Origin of the sequence: Halorhodospira sp. 9622 (assembly GCF_022228025.1) — a bacterium.
Lineage (GTDB): Bacteria > Pseudomonadota > Gammaproteobacteria > Nitrococcales > Halorhodospiraceae > Halorhodospira > Halorhodospira halophila_A.
On sequence record NZ_JAJNRE010000032.1, the window covers coordinates 1 to 17,990 of the forward strand.

Consider the following 17,990-nt stretch of genomic DNA (forward strand, 5'->3'; position numbering starts at 1 on the left):
CCCTGCTGCTCTTCCAGCTGGCGCTGGTGGGCATCGAGAATCGCTTTGTCCGCCGCCACCGACCGCAGCCTTCGAATGAGCGCATCAACCTGGTGCATGACCCGGTTCAGCTCTAAGAAACCTAGGTTGATCGCTTTCGGCTGGAAACTCTCAAGATCCCGAACGGCATTGACCTGCTCGACCTGAGCACTAAAGCGTTCCAGTGAGTGGGTCAGGCGCAGATTCACCCAGTGGGCCGCACCCGTACCCGCGAGAAGGGCCAGAGGGACAACGGTGAAAAACAGCCATGCATAGCCGGTGCGAGCCTCACTGAGCACCGGGTCGAGATCCTGCGTGACCCCGACGACCCCGAGAACCTCGCCAACTTCGGCATTGGTATGACAATCCAGACACTCGCTGCGTGCCTCGACGGGCATCACGTGGCGCTGCTGCCCCCCATCGCTGCGGCGCTGAGCCTCACCCGTGCTAAAGGCCTGATCAACGACCGGATCCGGCTCCACCGAGCCGTCAACGCGGCCATAGAGCTCGTCAACCAGCTCACCACGGTAAAGCTGAACCCAGAGCGGACTTTCTTCGTAGGTCTGCTCCAGCGCCCCGATGTACTCTTCCAGATCCTCCCGCCCCCAACCGCGACGCATGACCTGGAACATCGAGCTGAAAGTATGCTCGGCGGTCACCTCTGCAGTGCGCTGTGCCTGATCTCGTAGAAGGTTCTCGTAGATGAACAGACTCACCGCAGCGGTCCCTGAGAGGGTACCCAGAGCGACCAGGATCACGACCAAGGCCAACAAGGCCCGTAGACTCAACCTCTTGCGGAATCGGCGAAGCGTTTTCAGCACGTTCACTCCCTGACCAGAAGCAGCGGCACCGTGAGCTGCTCTCCTTTACCTCTCTGTGGACATCCAGCTATCAGGCCAGCGCAGCCGCTGGACACTGATGGCGCGCCAGATCCCGACCGCTGGGCTCAGTCCCCAGGCGCCCTGACGCGCGGCACACAGAACCTTCTCTGGAAAAATGCGTGCGCCGGCCAGCTCAAAAACCAGTGAGCCACTTCGCAGCTCCGCCCGACGCCACCCTCCAAAACGCCCCATCCTACCAGCACTTTGGGGTTCCTCCGAGCCGGAGGCTAAGTGATCCAATCACCCGCAGTGCGCCCTCTTCTCAACGCCGAAATTGCGCGACCCTCCTGTCCTAACCTCAACCCGATTCATGTATCGCCCGCCGGATCATTTTCAATGATCTGAATTCCCGCGGCTTCCAACGCTTCCACAACGCGGCAAACGGCGAGGTTCCGTGGCGTGCCTTTTCCTTGTTCAAGGCGCGCAAGCGCCACCGTTGAGATCCCAACGCAGTTTGCCAAACATTGTTTCGATCACCCCAGAGTCAACCTCTCTGATCACACTTTGGACATCGCCCGGAACCTCTGCGCTCTCTTTTTCTTGCCAGATCGAAAAACTCGGATTACTTTAAATAGACGGGCACATCAAATCGAAACAAGGCGAAATCGTGAGCGGATACCTCTGATACGCAGCTCCTCTCGCCGGCGTGATTTCGGCCATGACCACAGGAGCAGGATCTGGATGAACACTTACAACCTCCGAACCGCCGACCAGGGCCGCCTGCGCATCACCCTGGATCGTTTCTTCGGCGAGCTACTTGCCCTTCATATGGGCTTTGAACCTGAAACGCCGGAAGGCTACATGGCCGTTTACGTCTGGCTCCAACGGGAACTCCAATCGTATCCAACAGGTTCTGCCTACGAGGCTCGCCAGCGCCTGCATGCGCGAGTCCTGCAGACCATCATCAACCCGCAGCTGCAGCACTGCCTCGAGAGCTGGCTTGATGAGCTGGCCCCGGACAACTTGCCCCCGCCGCGCTCTTTCCGGGCCCTGCATGGCACAAGCTTTATGGCCGCCGGGCGCGCTTAAGCGCTTCTCAACCAACAGTAGAACACACAGTGCAGAAAACGGAGGTGGCCATGAGCCCCCGGATCATCCGCAGGGAACTCGTCGATGAACTCTCCTTTGAGCGGCTTCAACGCACGATCGGCCCGCTGCTCCTGGCCGAAACTTATGCTCGGCGCGGCATTCGCGAGGCCAAACAACTCGAGTACGACATCAATAAGCTGCCGAGCCCTGAGGGCCTCCCGGGGCTGATCCCGGCAGCGCAGCGGCTGTTCCTGGCTCTCAACAATGGCGAGCGGGTCGCGCTCATCGCGGACTGCGCCCCGGACGCCGCCTACTCCTTGGCCGTAGCCTATCGCGGACTCCGGGATATGGGGATGGATGTCCGTTACTACCTGCAGAGCTCAAAGCGCGAGCGGTTCGGTCTGAGCCGGCAGATGGTCGACCAGGCTTTCGAGGATCACGCACCGCATCTGATCGTCGCCATCGACCACGGCACCGGCTCCAGCGAAGGCGTGGCGCATGCCAATGGCCTGGGCGCCGAGGTCATCATCTCGGACTACCACCACCCCAGCGGAACGAGGCCAGATGCCGTGGCTATCGTCAATCCTGCCCTGCCCGAGAACACGTTCCCGGCCCAGCACCTGTGCGGCGCCGCCGTTGCCTACTCCATCGTTTCCGCCCTCCGCGCGCTCGCTCATCACCGCGAGCACCCGGCCGGAGACTACGAGGCGCGCTGGCTGCTCGATATCGTGGCCACAGCAACGATCGCCGCGAAGATGCCGTTGGACCCATGCAACCGGCATCTGGCCGGCAGCGGCTTGAGGATCATCGGAGCCGGGTTCGCCTGCCCCGGCCTTCAAGCCCTTTTTGACGTTGCCCAGCGCCCGATGTTCTCGGCGGGCTCTGCGGATCTGAGTGAGGAGATCCACCCTCGCATCAGCGCCGGATTCCACCATGGCGATCTTCACCTTGTGATCGACTGCCTCCTGAGCGAGGACGAGGAACTGGCCAAGACGCTGGCCCGGGACCTCGATGACAGCTATGCACGCGCTACGGCCCTCGAGCAGAGCATGCTTGAGGAAGCCATGGAGCAGCTGGACGACCCCACACGGCTCTCGGCTACCGTCTATGCCGAGCACTGGCCAGAGTCGATGATGAGCACCCTGGCCGGGCGGCTTGCCGAGAGACTCCATCGGCCGGTGATCGCGCTTACCTCGGTTGGAGGCTGGCTCCAAGGCGCTGCGTACTCCATGAGTCCGTTCGACCTTTGCGATGCCTTCGATACGCTCCAGCGCCAGGGCAGCCGTGTACTGATTGATCACCGGCAACTGCGCAACCACGTGGAGCTGACCGCCGACCACTGGAATCGGCCACGGCTGGCCGACCGCTTTGAGGAGGCCGTTGCCGAGCAGGTGGGTGGCAAAGTCCCCGCACCGGTCATTTATTCCGACGGCGACCCGGGCCTTGACGGCCTCTCGCTCGACCTGGCTCTGGCTGTCGAGGCCGGCGGCCCATGGGGTGATGGGTTTGAAGAGCCGACTTTCGACTCCCGCTTTCTCGTGGTCAATCAGCGCTCCGCCGGGGCCGCAGACGAGCATACGCTCTACACCTTGATCCCGGCCGGCACGCCCGAGCCCACAAAGCATCAGGTCGAGGCCATCCACCGTTATTGCCCGCGAAGCATGGCCGCCCAGGTCGGCCAGACCGTGCGGATGGTCTATCGGCTTCGTGTTGCCCGGCACGAGGGTGGGAAGCGGCTTCAACTGCAGGTACTTGCCATGGGCTCCATTGAGGAGGTCACCGAGGTTGCGTAACGGCATCCCCCGCCCAGGGGCAGCAGCTCGGGGACGTGGTTCTTGGTTCACTGTCCGCGGAGTGGACAAGGTGTCTGAGCAGCCTCTGGCGCAGCACGGCCGGCCCCGGATTCAGGCGCCCTCAGCGGATCACCACGTGATCCCAGAAGGTGCAGACCTCTCCGTAGCTGAGCTCAGCGCACGATGCACCATCGGGGCGCGGGATTTCCGTTCTAGCCACCTCAACGAAGAACGATCCATGCGCACGCGCCGCTTCGTCCTGCTCCGCGAGAAGATGGCTGGAGTGGGGTGTAAGCAGCCGGAGCTGCCCGGCGCGAACAGCCCGAGTGAGCCGTGCAAAAAGTGAGCGCTTCTCAGCGGCGAAGCTCCATGGGCCCACCTTTTGGGATGGCCGGTTTACAGCGCCGTTCGCGAAAGAATTCGCAACCTCGCTCGCGAAAGTGTTCGCGGCAAAACCGAAGCTTTTCGCAACCCCGTTCGCGCGGCGCGCGAAATCGTTCGCGCTCGCCTGGTGCGTGCTGGCGGGGTCGGTGTTCGAGAGGCATGTGTGCATGGCATCTGTCTCGTCAATCAGTGACCTTCTTCGTCGCCTGCTGATGGCATCGAGAAGCATCGAAAAAACCAGGATGTTTTATGATCAACTGTGAACTTCCCATAACTCAGATGATAACAGGAGGTGAAGGACCACCATCAAAAAGCAATTCGGCGTGCAATCTATCGCTAGCCCTCTTCGGACTTCCCTTGATTTTTTCTCGACTCTAGCAGATACTTTTTCATGTGAACATTTTCCACTTCTCAAGCAAACGGGAGCAACCTGTGAGCAAGCAAAATCGCAAGCGCGGCATCGGCCTGTCTATTGATACCACGGAACCAGGTTATGCTTTGGTTCGCATGCTTTTTGATGAGGCGAGCACTCGTGGCGATGACCATGCCGTTCTCGCAGACAGATTCGGCGTTTCTCATGGGTATTTTACCCACCTGCGCGCTGGACGAATCACGGGCGACAAGATCAGCAAGAATGTGATTCGCCGGATCGCCCATTATCTCGGCATTTCACCGATTGGTGCGATGATCCTGGCTGACCAGATCCCGCCGGATTTCTTCTCGCCCGCAGATCGCTCGGCCGAGCAGGATTTGGATCGGGCCCTGCGGTTTATTGCTCAGGACGAAGAGATCGGGCCGTTGTTCCCGGCTGAGTTCTACGAGGAGGGCCACACCGATGCCAAGGTCGCTTTCGTGCGGATGTACGAGAAGGCCAAGGGCACCGTGCTGTTGCCCCAAGATGACCTCGAGGATCTGATCAAGGGGCAGGAGCAATTCCGGGCTGATCACCCCTCTGCGTACCAGGGTGAGAAGGTCACGCCGATCCACGGAAATAGCTAGCGGCACACGGTTCGGGCGGCCCCCATCTTGGACAGGGTCGCCCGGACCAGATTCGCGATGATTTATTTCTAAGGTTGGCGACCCCACCGAAGATGGACCGACCTGCGCATCTCGAAACACCCCCCAACACCTTCACTCGACCCTGCGCTGAACCCCCCCTCTCAGCGCCACCTCTCTCCACGGCCTACCGGCACCCCTGAGAGCGCTCCAGATCCCTCCTGAGGGCAACTTCCCTCTCCATCCGAGGGCGCCTTCACTCTGACCGGTTTGACCGATTTTGACCCCTCTGAGAGCGACTTCACTCTCCGGGCCGGGCGCCTGTGGGCTATGGGCGTGGGTGGCTGTGCTGGCGGCTGGGGGTTTTCGGCGGGGGTGCGACTATTCTCTGAGGGATTGGAATGAAAATATGAGGGCAACTTCACTCTCCGATGCTGGCGGCTATTGAACCCATGATGGACAGATGAAGCGCTGGGCGCGTTGCGGCCTCCCGCCGAGGGCCTGATCTTGATAATTGCGTGTCTGTCTCCGGGGGATTCGGCGCATTTTGCGTGGTGCCTGGGTTCGGTTTTCGTGCCGGGGTTCTGGCAACTGCTCTCTGAGGGATTGGAATGGATATCTGAGGGCAACTTCACTCTGAGCGCCCGTGGCTATTGAACCCCTTTTGGGGGCATCGAGACCTGGGCTGCGTTGCGCTTATGGGCTGAGGGATCTTGGGGTTATGGGCGATGGCTTGGATGGGTTATGGATGAGCCTGAGCGTGGGGGCGCGGGAGGGTTGGTGGCGGTGGCTTGCTGAAGGGGCCTGGCGACTGCGATCTGAGGGATTGGGAATGAAAATATGAGGGCCCCTTCATTCTCCGGCGCCGGTGGTTCTTAAACCCCCTGCGGGGCCTTTGAAGGGTGCGGCGCGTTGCATCCTTACGGCGGTGCTAAGTGGGGTTGTCTGCCTCCCCTTCTTCCTGGCCGGGGGCCTCTATCTGGGGTGCCCTTGGGGATGGATGTGCGGTTGGGTTCTCCCTCTGTACTCCCTGTGCTGCTGCTTGCGAACTCCCCTTGTGAAGCGTTGCGAACGAGCTCGGTGAGCGGTGGCTTTTCGCAGGGGAAGTTATCTTGCGAACGCTGGGTGCGGTGGCTTGCGAACGGGGTGTTGGGGTCCTGTGCGAACGGGTGTGTCTACCCCCTGGGTGTGGTGGCTCTCTCTTGCGAAAAGCGGTCCGGGTGCGTGGCTCAAGAAGGGTCGGTGGCTCTCTACTGTGGGGGTTCCTTGGTTCCCCTCCAGGAGGAAGGGGTGGGGGTGGATGGGCGTGGGAGGCAGGGCCCGGACCCGGGCCACGCTGGCGCCCCGGGCAGCAGGGCTCAAGATCACGGCGCGGTATGTACGACATCACTCCATGATCTCAAAGTGTCAAAATACCGATCTGCTCGGCCTTCGGGGCCACCTCGGGGGTGGATCTTACGCAGTGGCTTGCAGCCGACACACCGTTGGGAGGTCGAATCGCTCTTCTCAAAGCTGAGGAACCCCTAGCCCGCCGTATCAAGGGGCGTGACCTGGTGCTGCTCGTCTACGAGGAGAAGGGCAACCGCGGGAATACGGGCACACCAACTGCCCTTCCCAGGCAGCTCAGTCGAACACAGCAAAAGCTTGGCCACGCCATGGCTGTCTCCCGAACATGCGTCATCACGCCCAGCCCCGTAAACAAGGACGTTTTTTGTGGTCATGGGCCGGTTGGGGTACTCTGCCGCTTGTCGGGTCATCATCGCAGGATCAACGCACGGGTGGACAGGCTCAGAGAACAGGCGCCGGGAGACGCGCCATCAGATGCGCAGACCCAGCTCAGCCTGCTCCGCGAAGCCCTAGGGGCCGGCTTCTGGCAGCTGGATCTTGACTCGGGCCGAGTGACGGCCGATGCGCAACTCCTCGCGCTTTACGGGTATCCGGGGACAGAAGCATCCGCTGATCATGCTCCGTGGACGGAGGCGATCTGGCGTGAGCATGTTCACCCGGAGGATTGGGCACGGGTGGAGGCCTGCTATCGCAAGGCTTTTTATCACTATACGCCCTGGGATCTGACCTACCGAATCCGGCGCCCGAATGGAGAGATCCGGCATCTACGCTCAGTCGGCCGAGTGGAATGCGATGCCGAGGGCAACCCCACTCATTTGGTCGGGCTCGAGCACGATGTCACCGAACAGGAGCGCCAGCGCCAGGCGCGTGATCAGGCCCTGGAACGCGCCGGGCGAACCGAGAAGATCGGTGCCATCGGACACTGGGTTGCCTACCCGGAGACCGGGAAGCTGATCTGGTCGCCTATGACCTACGAGCTTTGCGGCTTCGACCCGAAGGGACCACCACCGGATTGGGAATCGTTCATCGCCCGGGTCGCCGAGGGGTATCGAGACCAGGTCGCCGAATTCCAGTTCGAGAACAATCCCTCCCTGCTCTCCTGCGAGGGCGAGTACCGCATCGTTCAGCCCGGCGGCCGCACGCTGTGGGTCCGCGAGATCGCCCAGCGCTGGCAGGATGAGCACGGCCAGTGGATCATCCAGGGGACTATTCAGGACATCACTGAGCAGCGCAAGGCGCTGCAACGCAGTGACGCGAGGCGCCAGGAACTGGAGTCAATCCTCGAGGCCATCCCGGGCGTCGGTGTGGCCCAGGTTGACCTGGATGGTGTAGTGCGCGAAGCAAGCCGCAGTGCCGAGTGGATACTGGGTTGCTCGCGTGATGAGCTGATCGGCAAAAGCTTTCTCGACTTCCACGATCCTGGGGATCAGGCACACGTCGCCGAAGCGGTGAACGCCCTGCAGAAGGCTGGCCAGTCTCACTCCGAGGAGTACGACCTGACCCGTGGTAACGGTGAACGATTCCGAGCCCAGGTGAATGTCGTCCCCCTGTTGGATGAACGCGGAGAGGTTGTCGGCAGGATTGGTGCCTGTATCGATCTATCGGCTCAATTTGCCCATGAGAAGCGTCTGCGCATGGCTCAGGAGGCGGCCGGTTTCGGGGTCTGGGAGTGGGACGTTGCCGCTGATCGAGCCACTTGGGACGCGGCCTCCTGGCGGATGCTCGGCTTTGACCCCGAGCAACAGGGCGCTCTGACTTATGCCCAGTGGCGGACTCTCGTCCACCCCGAGGACTTGGAGCGCATCCTTCCCATCTTCGAGCGCCACCTAATCGCGGGCACCCCTTTTACCATGGAGTTCCGCTACCGGTGTGCCGATGGCAGCTGGCTCTGGGTGCAGAATCGTGGTCAGACCCTGCGCCGAGGGGCGGATGGCTCGCCGATCTACATGGTGGGCACCCACGTTGATATCCAACAAATCAAGGAGGCCGAGCACGCACTGCGCGAGCATGAGCGGGATCTACGCGAGGTCAAGCGCATCGCCCGCCTCGGGCACTGGATCCTGGATGTCGAGTCGAAGTCGTTCTTTTGCTCGGGCGAGGTTTACGAGCTTTTCGGGATCGACCCAGGAGAGAAGACCCTGGATCTGGAGACGTATCTCGCCCGGATCCTTGAGCCCGACCGCTCACAGGTCCAATCAGCCCTGGAGCAGGCCCTGTCCGGCCAGGCTTTCGATGTCGAGCATCGCATCACTGGCCCGGAGGGCAGCGAGCGCATTCTGCTTGGGCGCGGTCACACAGAGCTCGATGCCAAGGGGCGCCCCCGGATCGTGCGCGGGACCACCCAGGATGTCACCCAGCAACGGACCCTGCAGCATCAACTCACCGAAGCGCTGAAAGCCAAGAACACCTTTCTCAACGCGGTCAGTCACGACTTGCGCAACCCGCTCAATGCGTTGACCGGATTCATGGAGCTGCTCGCCGAACCGAATCTGGACGAAGAGCAGCGCCAGGAGTATGTAAAGCATTGCCGCCGAGCCAGCGCTCGCCTGCTGGAGCTGATCGACTCGCTGCTCGATCTCAGCCGGTTGCAGGCTGGCCGGCTGGAACTGAGCCCGGCGCCTTTTGATCTGCGTGCGGCGATCGAGAGCCAGCACAGCGTGTACGACTCCCTGGCTGAAGAACACGGCCTGGTGTTCTCTTGCACCATCGACCCTGGCGTGCCGCAATCCGTGGAAGCCGATGCCACCCGGCTGGGACAGATCCTTTCGAACCTGCTCAGTAATGCGATCAAGTACACCCATGAGGGCCAGGTCGATCTGACGGTACGCGCAGAACCCGATGAACGGATCAGCTTCCGGGTGCGTGATACCGGGCCGGGGATCTCCCCAGAGGATCAGGAGCACATCTTCGCGGCTTTCGATCGCGCCGGCTACCGTGGCTCGCGCAGCGGCCATGGCCTGGGACTGGCCATTGTGCGCGAACTCACGGAGCTTTTCGGCGGGGAGCTTGCGCTGGAAAGCACGCCCGGGGACGGCTCCACGTTCACCGTGACGCTCCCGTTGCCGCCGGTTGCGGCGCCCGAGGCGACCCAGAACGCCGGCTCGGACTGCGGCCATGCCCCGCTTCCCCCTGGCGGGGATGCTCCGGCCGGCACACTGAATGTGTTGGTGGCCGATGATGAGCCGGTGAATGTCTGCATGATCGGGGCCTTGCTCGAGCAACTCGGATGCAAGGTCACCACGGCGAACGATGGACACAGCGCCCTGCAGGCCTGGCAAACGCGGCGCTTTGATGCCCTGGTCCTCGACCGCCACATGCCTGGATTCGATGGCGATGAACTCGCCGAGCGCATCCGTGCTGAAGAGAGGGCCCAAGGGCGCACCCGCGTGGCCATTGCCCTTTACACTGCCTATGCCCGCAGCGAGGTGGAGTCGGTCCTTGAGACCGGTCTCTTCGATGCATACCTGAGCAAGCCGCTGGATTGCACAGAGCTGCGGCAATGGATCGAATCGCTGGGATTGCTGCGAAAGCCCGATGACGGCACCACGCCAGGAGCGCCCGATGGACGCGAACCCCACTCCTAGCTGGGACGATGCCATGGATGCCATGGGGCATCCGATCTTCCTCCACGATCAGGAGTATCGCATCCTGCGGGCGAACCGCGCATACCTCCAGGAGGCCAGCGCCACGCTCGAAGAGGTAATCGGCCAACCCTACTGGCACGTCTTCCCCCGCGGCGTGGGCCCCCTGCCCGGCTGTCAGTCGGCCATGACCAAGGTGTCGGCCGGGAAACGCACTGCTTCCGAGACCGGCTGCGCCGAGACCGCCGAGGAGTTCTCCGTCCCGGATGGCCGGTCCTTCCTATCGCGCTCGTATGTCGCTCGGGACGGACAGGGGGCTTACCGGTACTCCGTCCATATCCTTGAGGACATCACCGCCAGGCGCCATCTCGAACAGGCGCATCAAGCCGCCGAAGCCAAGTTCCAGGCCATCACCACCGCCGCACGCGATGCCATCGTGCTGATCGATGCCGAGGACCGGCTGGTGTACTGCAATCCGGCCTTCGAGAAGCTGCTCGGCTATCGCGCCGAAGAGCTTGAGGGCGCCCCCTTCCATGACCGCTTCGTCCCCGAGCGCCACAGGGCGGCCATGCAGGCGGGTATGCGCTATTTCCGAGAGTCCGGCGGCCAAACCCGCGTGGGCCAACAGGCTGAGGTCGTGGCCATCCACCGTGACGGACACGAGGTCGCCCTGGAGCTGACCCTGGCGCCGGTGCAGATTGCTGGACACTGGCACGCCGCCGGAATCCTGCGCGATATCAGCGAGCGCCGGGCTTTGGAAGAAGAGCGCCAGCGCACGCTCGAGGATCAGAGGATGTTCCTCGCCGCGGTCAGCCACGATCTGCGCACGCCGCTCAATTCCATCCATGGGTTTCTGGATCAGCTGGCTCACTCCGAGCTTGATCCGCAGCAGCGTCAGCATGTTGACCTTTGCCGGGCCGGCGGCCAGACCATGCTGGGGCTGATCGAGACCGTCCTGGAGCTCTCGCGGCTGGAAGCCGGCCGTGTTCAGCTAAGCGAGCAGGATTTCGATCTGTGCGAATTCATGAATGCCCAGCTGGGCTTTCTCGCGCCGATGGCTGAGCAGAAGGGCCTGTATCTGGAATGGTCTTCCAGCACCGACGTGCCCTGCTGGGTCCGAGGTGATCCGGTGCGCCTCAGTCAGGTGCTCTACAACCTGGTCAGCAATGCTCTGCGCTTCACCGAGACCGGCGGCATCCGCGTGCAGGTCGAGCGGGCTTCACCGGAGAAGGAGCTCCACTTCACCGTCGCGGATACCGGAGTCGGCATCCCCGAAGAGGATCAGCCCCAGATTTTTGAGGCATTCCGGCAGGCCGGCCCTGCCCTTGCCCGCAAGGAAGGCAGCGGGTTGGGGCTGAAGGTCTGCAAGGAGCTGGTGAAGCTAATGGGTGGGGACATCTCGGTGGAGAGCGAGCCGGGCCGCGGAACGAGCTTCCACTTCACGGTGATCATGCCGTCGGCCCCCTCGGCCTCCCCGGTGCAAAACACTTCTCAGGAGGCTGAGGTTGATACAAGCACGTCTCCCGGCAGCGGCCTGCGCGTTCTTGTTGCCGAGGATGAGCCAACCAACGCCCTGCTGATCCAGTCTTTGCTCACCCAGGCCGGCTGCGAGGAAGTCACCTGGGTGGAGAACGGCCGGGAGGCCATCGAGCACTGGGAACAATCGAGACCCGACCTTATCCTGCTCGATCTCCAGATGCCCGAGATGGATGGTCGCGAGGCGCTGCGGCAAATCCGGGAACAGGAGGCTGAGCACGCCCTAGCGCATACGCCGATCGCTCTGGTCACCGCTCATGCGCTTGAGCATTTTCAGCAGGAGTGTTTTGGCCTCGGCTGCGATGCCTATCTCAATAAGCCGATCGAGCGCAAAGAACTCTGGCTTTTCCTCGCTCGACTTCGGTCAGAAGCCGCGTGAGCAACCCTCTCTCTCCCCCGCCAGGGATGAGGGGCATGACCGAGAACGGGCGCAGCCGGGCGTTCCGGGCGCGTTGCTGACGAACCGGGCCAGGCTCATGGGATACCAACGCGTGCCCCGGGCATGGCCCTTACCGTCTGGAGTTCCTTACCAGCCCTGCCACAGCCCTCGATGCAACCCCCTCAACCCGGTGGCAGTTTAGCCGCATCAAGGCCAGCGCGCGCTGGTCGCCTCTCCCAAAGCTTTCCCCCATCTCGATCGCTCGCTTTTTTCTGCACTCCCTTCCCTTATCACCATAGCGGGGATCTTGAGTGCCTACCTGCAGCCTGGACGGCCGGCGCACCGGCGGCCCTTCCAGCTGCGGCCACCGGCACCGAGGTTTCTGCGTGAGATGGGCCGAGGCAGCCGAACTCAAGGGCCTCGCGCTCCCCATGCCTGACCGGTTCTCAGCATGGACGAGCGCAAGAGCGGAGAAGTATCCGATTCAGGGCTTTCCGCAGGGTCTTGAGAAGGCATGCCCTCAACGTATGGACTTTGATAAAGGAGTGACGGGATGTGTTCAGACGATGACTCAATTGACCAGAATGGCTCCGAATCCGGCGGGGTTGACCGCCTAATCGAGCGAATGGAGTACTGCATTGCATTGGTGGCGTTGATCACGCAGCAGCTCCTATACATCGAGCAGCGACTGCGGGCTGCCCAAGACAGAGTTCCGGGTGCCGTTCTTTTGTATATGAACTCTTGCGGCCGAAACTGCGCCGGTTGCCCGCACCCGACGTGGAAGCAATGGTTTGCGAAGCCGAGCAAGAAGAATATCAGGGGCTCCTCGCCTCGGGACGGGCGATTGATGGTCTGGTCCGCAAAGACCATCCGTTATCCACTCCGAAGCATCCGTAATAGCCCGACCTATACCCCAGAGATTGAGGAACTCATTCAGGAGGCTTTGCGACTGATCCGCAAGCGAGAGGACCTCTTGAAGCGTTTCAAGGCTGTTTGGCTGTGTGCGCAGAACCAGGAACATGCCTTCACGCGGGACCAGGATGACGACTAGCACAACATCTCCTCTTTAACGTGACCGCGGAGCGGTGGCACTGCTCACCGCTCCTTTCAGAGCGCGCGAGCACCTTCGACAGACCTTCAAGACTCCCCATCCAGCCAGAAACCTAAGCTCCGACTTCCGGATCGCCGGAGCGACTACACTCCACTTTTACAGCCAAGTGCTTGCGTACCAACGGCAATAACTCCCGCACCTTTCGGCCATCGAATGCACAACCTCGAACACTCGATGACCATCATCCGGCCCCCCCCGACTCGGGGCCGAACACACCCGCCGCCAAGGCTCCCACCTTCCAGCCCGACGCGGCACGCCCGAGCCGAAGACTCCGGGCCATCGGCCCAGTCAATGCCAACGGCCGATCCGCCGATGGCCATTTTTTTTCCCAACACCCCGGATTCTCTGCACAGCCTCACCTAGTCCCTACAGAGCCCCAAACAGCTCGACGAGGCCTCAAGCCTGAACACAGACCCGAGGCATCAACCAAACGACTAGAAAGAGGCAGGATCATGCTGAAATCACAGCTAAAGCAACCTACAAGCGAAGTGCGCGGCGGCCCACTTTGGCCGCAGTCTTCGAAGAAAAACAAGGACAATGCCCTGCAGGCCATCCGTGGGGACATGTCTGTTTCGCCCTTGGCACTCTTCTGGGGTGGCTCGGTCACGGGAGCCTATTGGAAGCCTGAAGATGACGATGATACCTTCGCAGAAAAAGCAGCACGCCTCCAAAGTGTGATCAAAGAAACAATGTGTCGTGAGCTGGACATTGACGAGGAGGAAGACGCTGACAAGCTTGAAGCCCTGAACATCGACAAAACGCCCATCCAGAACGCTTTCCAACGGTGTTTTTTCGACATCTCGAGATATGATTTTATTTGTATTAACGATGACGGTTCTTATGTCGTTTTGAAGGAGAAGGATGTCCCTCGCTTTCTCAAAGACCGCTTCGGAGATATTGCAAACACCGAATTCATCAAGTCGCGTGTTATTTCTATACAGCCCCCCAAAACTTCTCGGGACAAAACACAAAGAGAAGTGCGCCGTATCACCAGGATGCCGTGGGATGAGTTTTTTACCGAGCTCAAGTCCACAGCCCAGGCAAGCAGAAGCATGTGGCGAGAAGATATGTTCGCCTCCAAACCCGGAGTTAGAGTCAAACAAAACAGTGTACATATTACAATCCCACACACCGGTTTTAAAAAGACCACCGAGCCAGACCCAAGCATCATCGAAGATTTCAAGGAGCACTTCCCGGAATGTGTCGACGTGCTCAATATGTTTGCCGCCGCCCGCTTTTCTAGGGACAGAAAAAAAGCCTTTCTTTGGCTGCGTGCAGACTCTGATTGGGGGAAAGGGTTTTTCACTAGCTGCTTAGCCGATCTCGGCCTTGTGGTGGAGCTCTCTGTCACGGAGATCCAAAAAATGTTCCAAGGGTCGCCGGTCGCTAAGACGCCTCGCGATTTCATACGTTCATGGGTGCTCGTTGTAAACGAGTTTAATTCCATAAAACTCGAAATCAAACAGCTTGAGCACACACTCGAGCTTGCACCGAAACATCAATTGGCATCGAAAGTCCCCGTTTTCGCGAAGCTTTTCACCTCCGCGGACAATGTTCCGGATATGGCCACTGATCATGGAGTCGAGGAACAGTTCTCTCGGCGTTTCAGCTTCATCCGTAAGACCGGGACCCTTAACGAGCGGGATCTCTTCAGGGAAAACACCACGAGCTACCGGAGCTCAGTTACGTCCTGGATGGCGGAGCACCTCAATCACCAAGTGGCGCTTTATCGTTCTATGGGACGAGACTTGGCAGACCGAGAGGCAACGAAGTACCTAAATGATTTTCATAGAAGGCACAGCATTTCTCAAGAGCTCAGCGACCTCAAGGATTCCTTTGAAGCGATTTCCGATGAGTTCCGGACATGGCTTTTAACCGAACGATTTCATTCTCCGTTCCTGATTCAAGACACTGCGAAGAAGCGCCTTTTTTTGAAAAACCCGGCTAAAATGCTGCACGATTTTCTTATCGAGAGCAAAGCACCTGAGGAGATCCCACACCTGAAGAACAAAAAGACTGAGATCTTTAAGAACTTGTCAGCGGACGGAACGGGAGTCAAGTCATACAGGATAAACGGCAAACCAACAACCTCGGTGCTGATTCAAGACGGCTCCTAGGCTTTAAAAGAATTCAATTTTTTCAGCTGACGCAGGATTTCATTTCAGAGGGAGTTGCTACTTCTGCGTAGGCCCAGACGACTAAAGGCATCAACTCAGAAGGCGGAGATTGCAGTTATGTTAAGAAACTTAACGCCACTTGCCAGGTCACCACCTACTTGTCTGTTGGTGATTTCGGATGACGCTAGGTGTAAGACTGGTGGCTGCTTCGGAGAGAAACCTTAGGCGCGATTCAGATAACCCCGGCCCCATTCGGCTGTTGCGATGACCGCCTGGTTTGCACAGCCGGGCAGGCATGCTAACAACCCTTTACCACGCGGCGCATTAGAGTTGTCCGAATCCCCTCTAGAGAGAGTTGCCGCGCCGATGTTTGTTGTAAACCCAAAAGGTCAGGCGGTCGGATATCGCCCACGCGTCCACGAGCAAATAAACAACCTGATTTTGTACGCAGCTGAAAATGCCTGTCGCCGGGCCGGAAATGACCGTATATATATTTTTATCACCCCTCCACCGGAGCTCTGCCCGTGCTTGCCCCCTGACTCGCCGTACCGCTTCTGCAGGCCAAGCCCAGCATCAGGCGCACGCTGAGCTACGCACATAACCAAGAACAACATGTCGTAGGCGAACTGTAATCTTGTAATCTTGTAATCGCCTCTTTTTTCGCCATCTGTGATACAGATACCTTGTCTATGACATCTCGCCACTTCAGTGCACCCGTTAGATGGAATCTGGTTCGCTTGTCTCAATTTTATAGATTACGAGATTACAGGATTACAAAAACAACAACAATCGTAGGAACAGGTACTTACGAACAGCCTGAAGGGTGTACAAGGCGAATTACAAGGATTACATACCGCATGGAAAAGGTACGCGATGATCCATGGTTGGTTCCGGGTAGGCATGCCTCCGCCAAGATGAACCGACCTTGGTCGGGGCAAAGGTAGCGTAAAAGAGGGGCGGCAACTCCTGTGGCCGGCAGGGACAAAACCTGTGGTCAGTGTAGTGGTATCTTGTGCTCGGCCCGCTTGATACGGAAAGGCCTATGCCTATGGGCATGACCAACACTGACTAAGGACCCAAGACCACCCCGCCAGGGAAGCAGGGGTCGCCACCTGTGTGCCCTAGGCAAACCCCGCTAAGCAACCCTGATCCAGAGCGGATCTTTTATCTTCTGATTTCAGCCGCGGGGACCGGCAGCATAACTGAAACTACCCGCAGAGCGCGAGGTACAGTCAGTTATGGAACCGCGCTTGCCAGCGAGATCAGAGTATTAGCCCTAGCAATATCGCAGAACGCCGATGAACTTGATTGAAATCCAGGAGGATTCGCGGCCCCTTTCTCCTGGCGGGGGGGAACGATGACATCCAAAACGCCATGACAACCAGCGCAGTCAGCGGAAAGGCCCGGCAGCCGGACCCGTATCTGATTTCGTACTCCACCGGCGCTTACACCCTGGGAAACAAGCCTGCTTAGACGCAGCCGATTCCAGGTCGCCAAGAACCGCCCCGCCAGGAGGGAAGGGGCCTGCCCTTCCTCCTCGATTCCAACCCCGCTCATCGATTTTCACCGGCTGTACCCGATTCGCCACATTCAACTCGGCCCGCCAGCTTTCCCTCCTGGCGGGGCGGAGACCGTGATCAATCAGGATCGATCCTGCCGTTCGGAGCCTCTGATCCAGCATGTTTTGCCCTGACTGCCGGGCCTGCACAGGTCTCTCTACTTCTACTTGAAGGTCCAACATGCACAGGCTCACCAGTGAGGCCAACAATGCGAGGCCCAGTAAATTGAAGCTGCGGGACCGCTTGCTTTGAAAGAACTTGGTACAGAGTGCCGTTCGCTTCCGGCCTGCGGTGATACCTGTATCAAATAAACCGAACCAAAAAACATCATTCGACTTACAGGGAGAATATCATGCACATGAACAAAAAGACTGAAAAGGGGGAGCTTTGGTACAACGTGGAGGTGCGCGAGGACCTGTTTGATGCCGCAGTACTTGTTTGCCGCTGGGGGAAGGTTGGCTCTCTTGGGCGCCAGGGTCCATCAAAACCTTTTCCATCCATGCGGGCGGCAGAGGATGAACAGATCCGGATCATCGAACAAAAAGAGCGCCTCGGTTACGAACTGGAAAGCCGGTGATCCGAACGGAAACTCCCTTGCGTAGCGGTCGAAAAACTGCCACTGCAGACCGGGGGGCGCAGCCCCGTGGTCGTGCCAGCCAGGCCGAGCGGCCAAGGGCGTGAGTTGAACGATGAGCACTGTTGCTGTATATGTGTTCAAGCTTCTAACAGGATCGAAGACTGCCGCGATGCTGCAGGCACTGGCTGGGTGGTCTGCTTTCCGGCGCACCACCATGGAACGAGGGCCCAACGACATGTCCAACAACGATGATGCCGCCACTCTCCGCAGTTGGTGCTCCCAGTTGGCCCGAGATATCGATAGGCTGAGCACGTTTGTCATCTCACAATCGCATTCCTGCCCGACCTTTCGAGAAGCCTGCGCAGAGCTGGAGGGCTGCACCCGCGTCGCGTATCGGCTTCAGCGGTGGATCAGCGGCGCGAGCAGAGACAAGGCGCTCGACCCCGATGGTGGCAGTGAAGCCCGGTTGGTGGAGGCTCAGCTGCTACTTGAGGGTCAGTGTGCGGTGTTCCGCGCGGTGGCCGACTCGTTTCTCGCTAGCGAAGGCGTGGACCCAGCGGTCCGGGATGAGGCGCTTGGCGTTCTCGCCGAGGCCCTGCAGATCCATCAGCGCTTAGAAGTAGCAGTTGAAGGTGTCCGGATTTTACTGATCGAGCATGATGCGGATTACCAGCTAGGTAGA

10 protein-coding genes and 1 pseudogene are annotated in these 17,990 nt (G+C 59.9%); 10 read left to right on the forward strand and 1 reads right to left on the reverse strand.

From position 1 onward, the window contains the following. Positions 1-734: pseudogene (locus LRG07_RS12325) on the reverse strand (GGDEF-domain containing protein); the annotation flags it as partial. An 846-nt stretch (positions 735-1,580) separates the two neighbouring features. Here LRG07_RS12325 and LRG07_RS12330 point away from each other — a divergent pair. The 10 genes from LRG07_RS12330 to LRG07_RS12375 all read left to right on the forward strand — a co-directional run. Then, on the forward strand, positions 1,581-1,928 hold the full coding sequence (locus LRG07_RS12330) for a hypothetical protein (RefSeq protein ID WP_238642506.1): 348 nt from the start codon (positions 1,581-1,583) through the stop codon (positions 1,926-1,928). Between the two features lie 50 nt (positions 1,929-1,978). Further along, a complete protein-coding gene (locus tag LRG07_RS12335) occupies positions 1,979-3,721 on the forward strand; it encodes a DHH family phosphoesterase (protein ID WP_238642508.1) in 1,743 nt (580 codons plus the stop codon). A 326-nt stretch (positions 3,722-4,047) separates the two neighbouring features. Further along, positions 4,048-4,368 (forward strand): hypothetical protein, encoded by a 321-nt coding sequence (locus tag LRG07_RS12340; protein ID WP_238642510.1) that lies wholly within the window; start codon positions 4,048-4,050, stop codon positions 4,366-4,368. Positions 4,369-4,537: 169 nt separating this feature from the next. After that, complete coding sequence (locus LRG07_RS12345) at positions 4,538-5,104, forward strand: hypothetical protein (protein WP_238642511.1); 567 nt, start codon at positions 4,538-4,540, stop codon at positions 5,102-5,104. Between the two features lie 1,775 nt (positions 5,105-6,879). After that, entirely contained in the window at positions 6,880-10,032 is a 3,153-nt protein-coding gene (locus LRG07_RS12350; RefSeq protein WP_238642513.1) for a PAS domain-containing protein, read from the forward strand. Then, positions 10,010-11,944, forward strand: coding sequence for a PAS domain-containing sensor histidine kinase (locus tag LRG07_RS12355; protein ID WP_238642514.1), 1,935 nt, complete (start codon positions 10,010-10,012; stop codon positions 11,942-11,944). The genes LRG07_RS12350 and LRG07_RS12355 overlap by 23 nt, the downstream gene beginning before the upstream one ends. A 553-nt stretch (positions 11,945-12,497) precedes the next feature. Then, complete coding sequence (locus LRG07_RS12360; protein WP_238642515.1) at positions 12,498-12,995, forward strand: hypothetical protein; 498 nt, start codon at positions 12,498-12,500, stop codon at positions 12,993-12,995. A gap of 512 nt (positions 12,996-13,507) precedes the next feature. After that, positions 13,508-15,172: a hypothetical protein gene (locus LRG07_RS12365; protein WP_238642516.1), complete on the forward strand. Its 1,665-nt coding sequence runs from the start codon at positions 13,508-13,510 to the stop codon at positions 15,170-15,172. Positions 15,173-17,083: 1,911 nt separating this feature from the next. Next, positions 17,084-17,308 carry a WGR domain-containing protein gene (locus LRG07_RS12370; protein WP_238642517.1) on the forward strand — a complete coding sequence of 75 codons (225 nt, stop codon included), beginning with the start codon at positions 17,084-17,086 and terminating at the stop codon, positions 17,306-17,308. Positions 17,309-17,543: 235 nt separating this feature from the next. Next, the coding region (locus LRG07_RS12375; protein WP_238642518.1) for a hypothetical protein at positions 17,544-17,990 on the forward strand (447 nt) is incomplete at its 3' end.

Excerpts from the sequence above, each read along its gene's own strand:
- LRG07_RS12330 (WP_238642506.1), top strand. The coding sequence starts at position 1,581 with ATGAACACTTACAACCTCCGAACCGCCGACCAGGGCCGCCTGCGCATC.
- LRG07_RS12335 (WP_238642508.1), top strand. The coding sequence starts at position 1,979 with ATGAGCCCCCGGATCATCCGCAGGGAACTCGTCGATGAACTCTCCTTT.
- LRG07_RS12355 (WP_238642514.1), top strand. The coding sequence starts at position 10,010 with ATGGACGCGAACCCCACTCCTAGCTGGGACGATGCCATGGATGCCATG.
- LRG07_RS12360 (WP_238642515.1), top strand. The coding sequence starts at position 12,498 with ATGTGTTCAGACGATGACTCAATTGACCAGAATGGCTCCGAATCCGGC.
- LRG07_RS12365 (WP_238642516.1), top strand. The coding sequence starts at position 13,508 with ATGCTGAAATCACAGCTAAAGCAACCTACAAGCGAAGTGCGCGGCGGC.
- LRG07_RS12370 (WP_238642517.1), top strand. The coding sequence starts at position 17,084 with ATGCACATGAACAAAAAGACTGAAAAGGGGGAGCTTTGGTACAACGTG.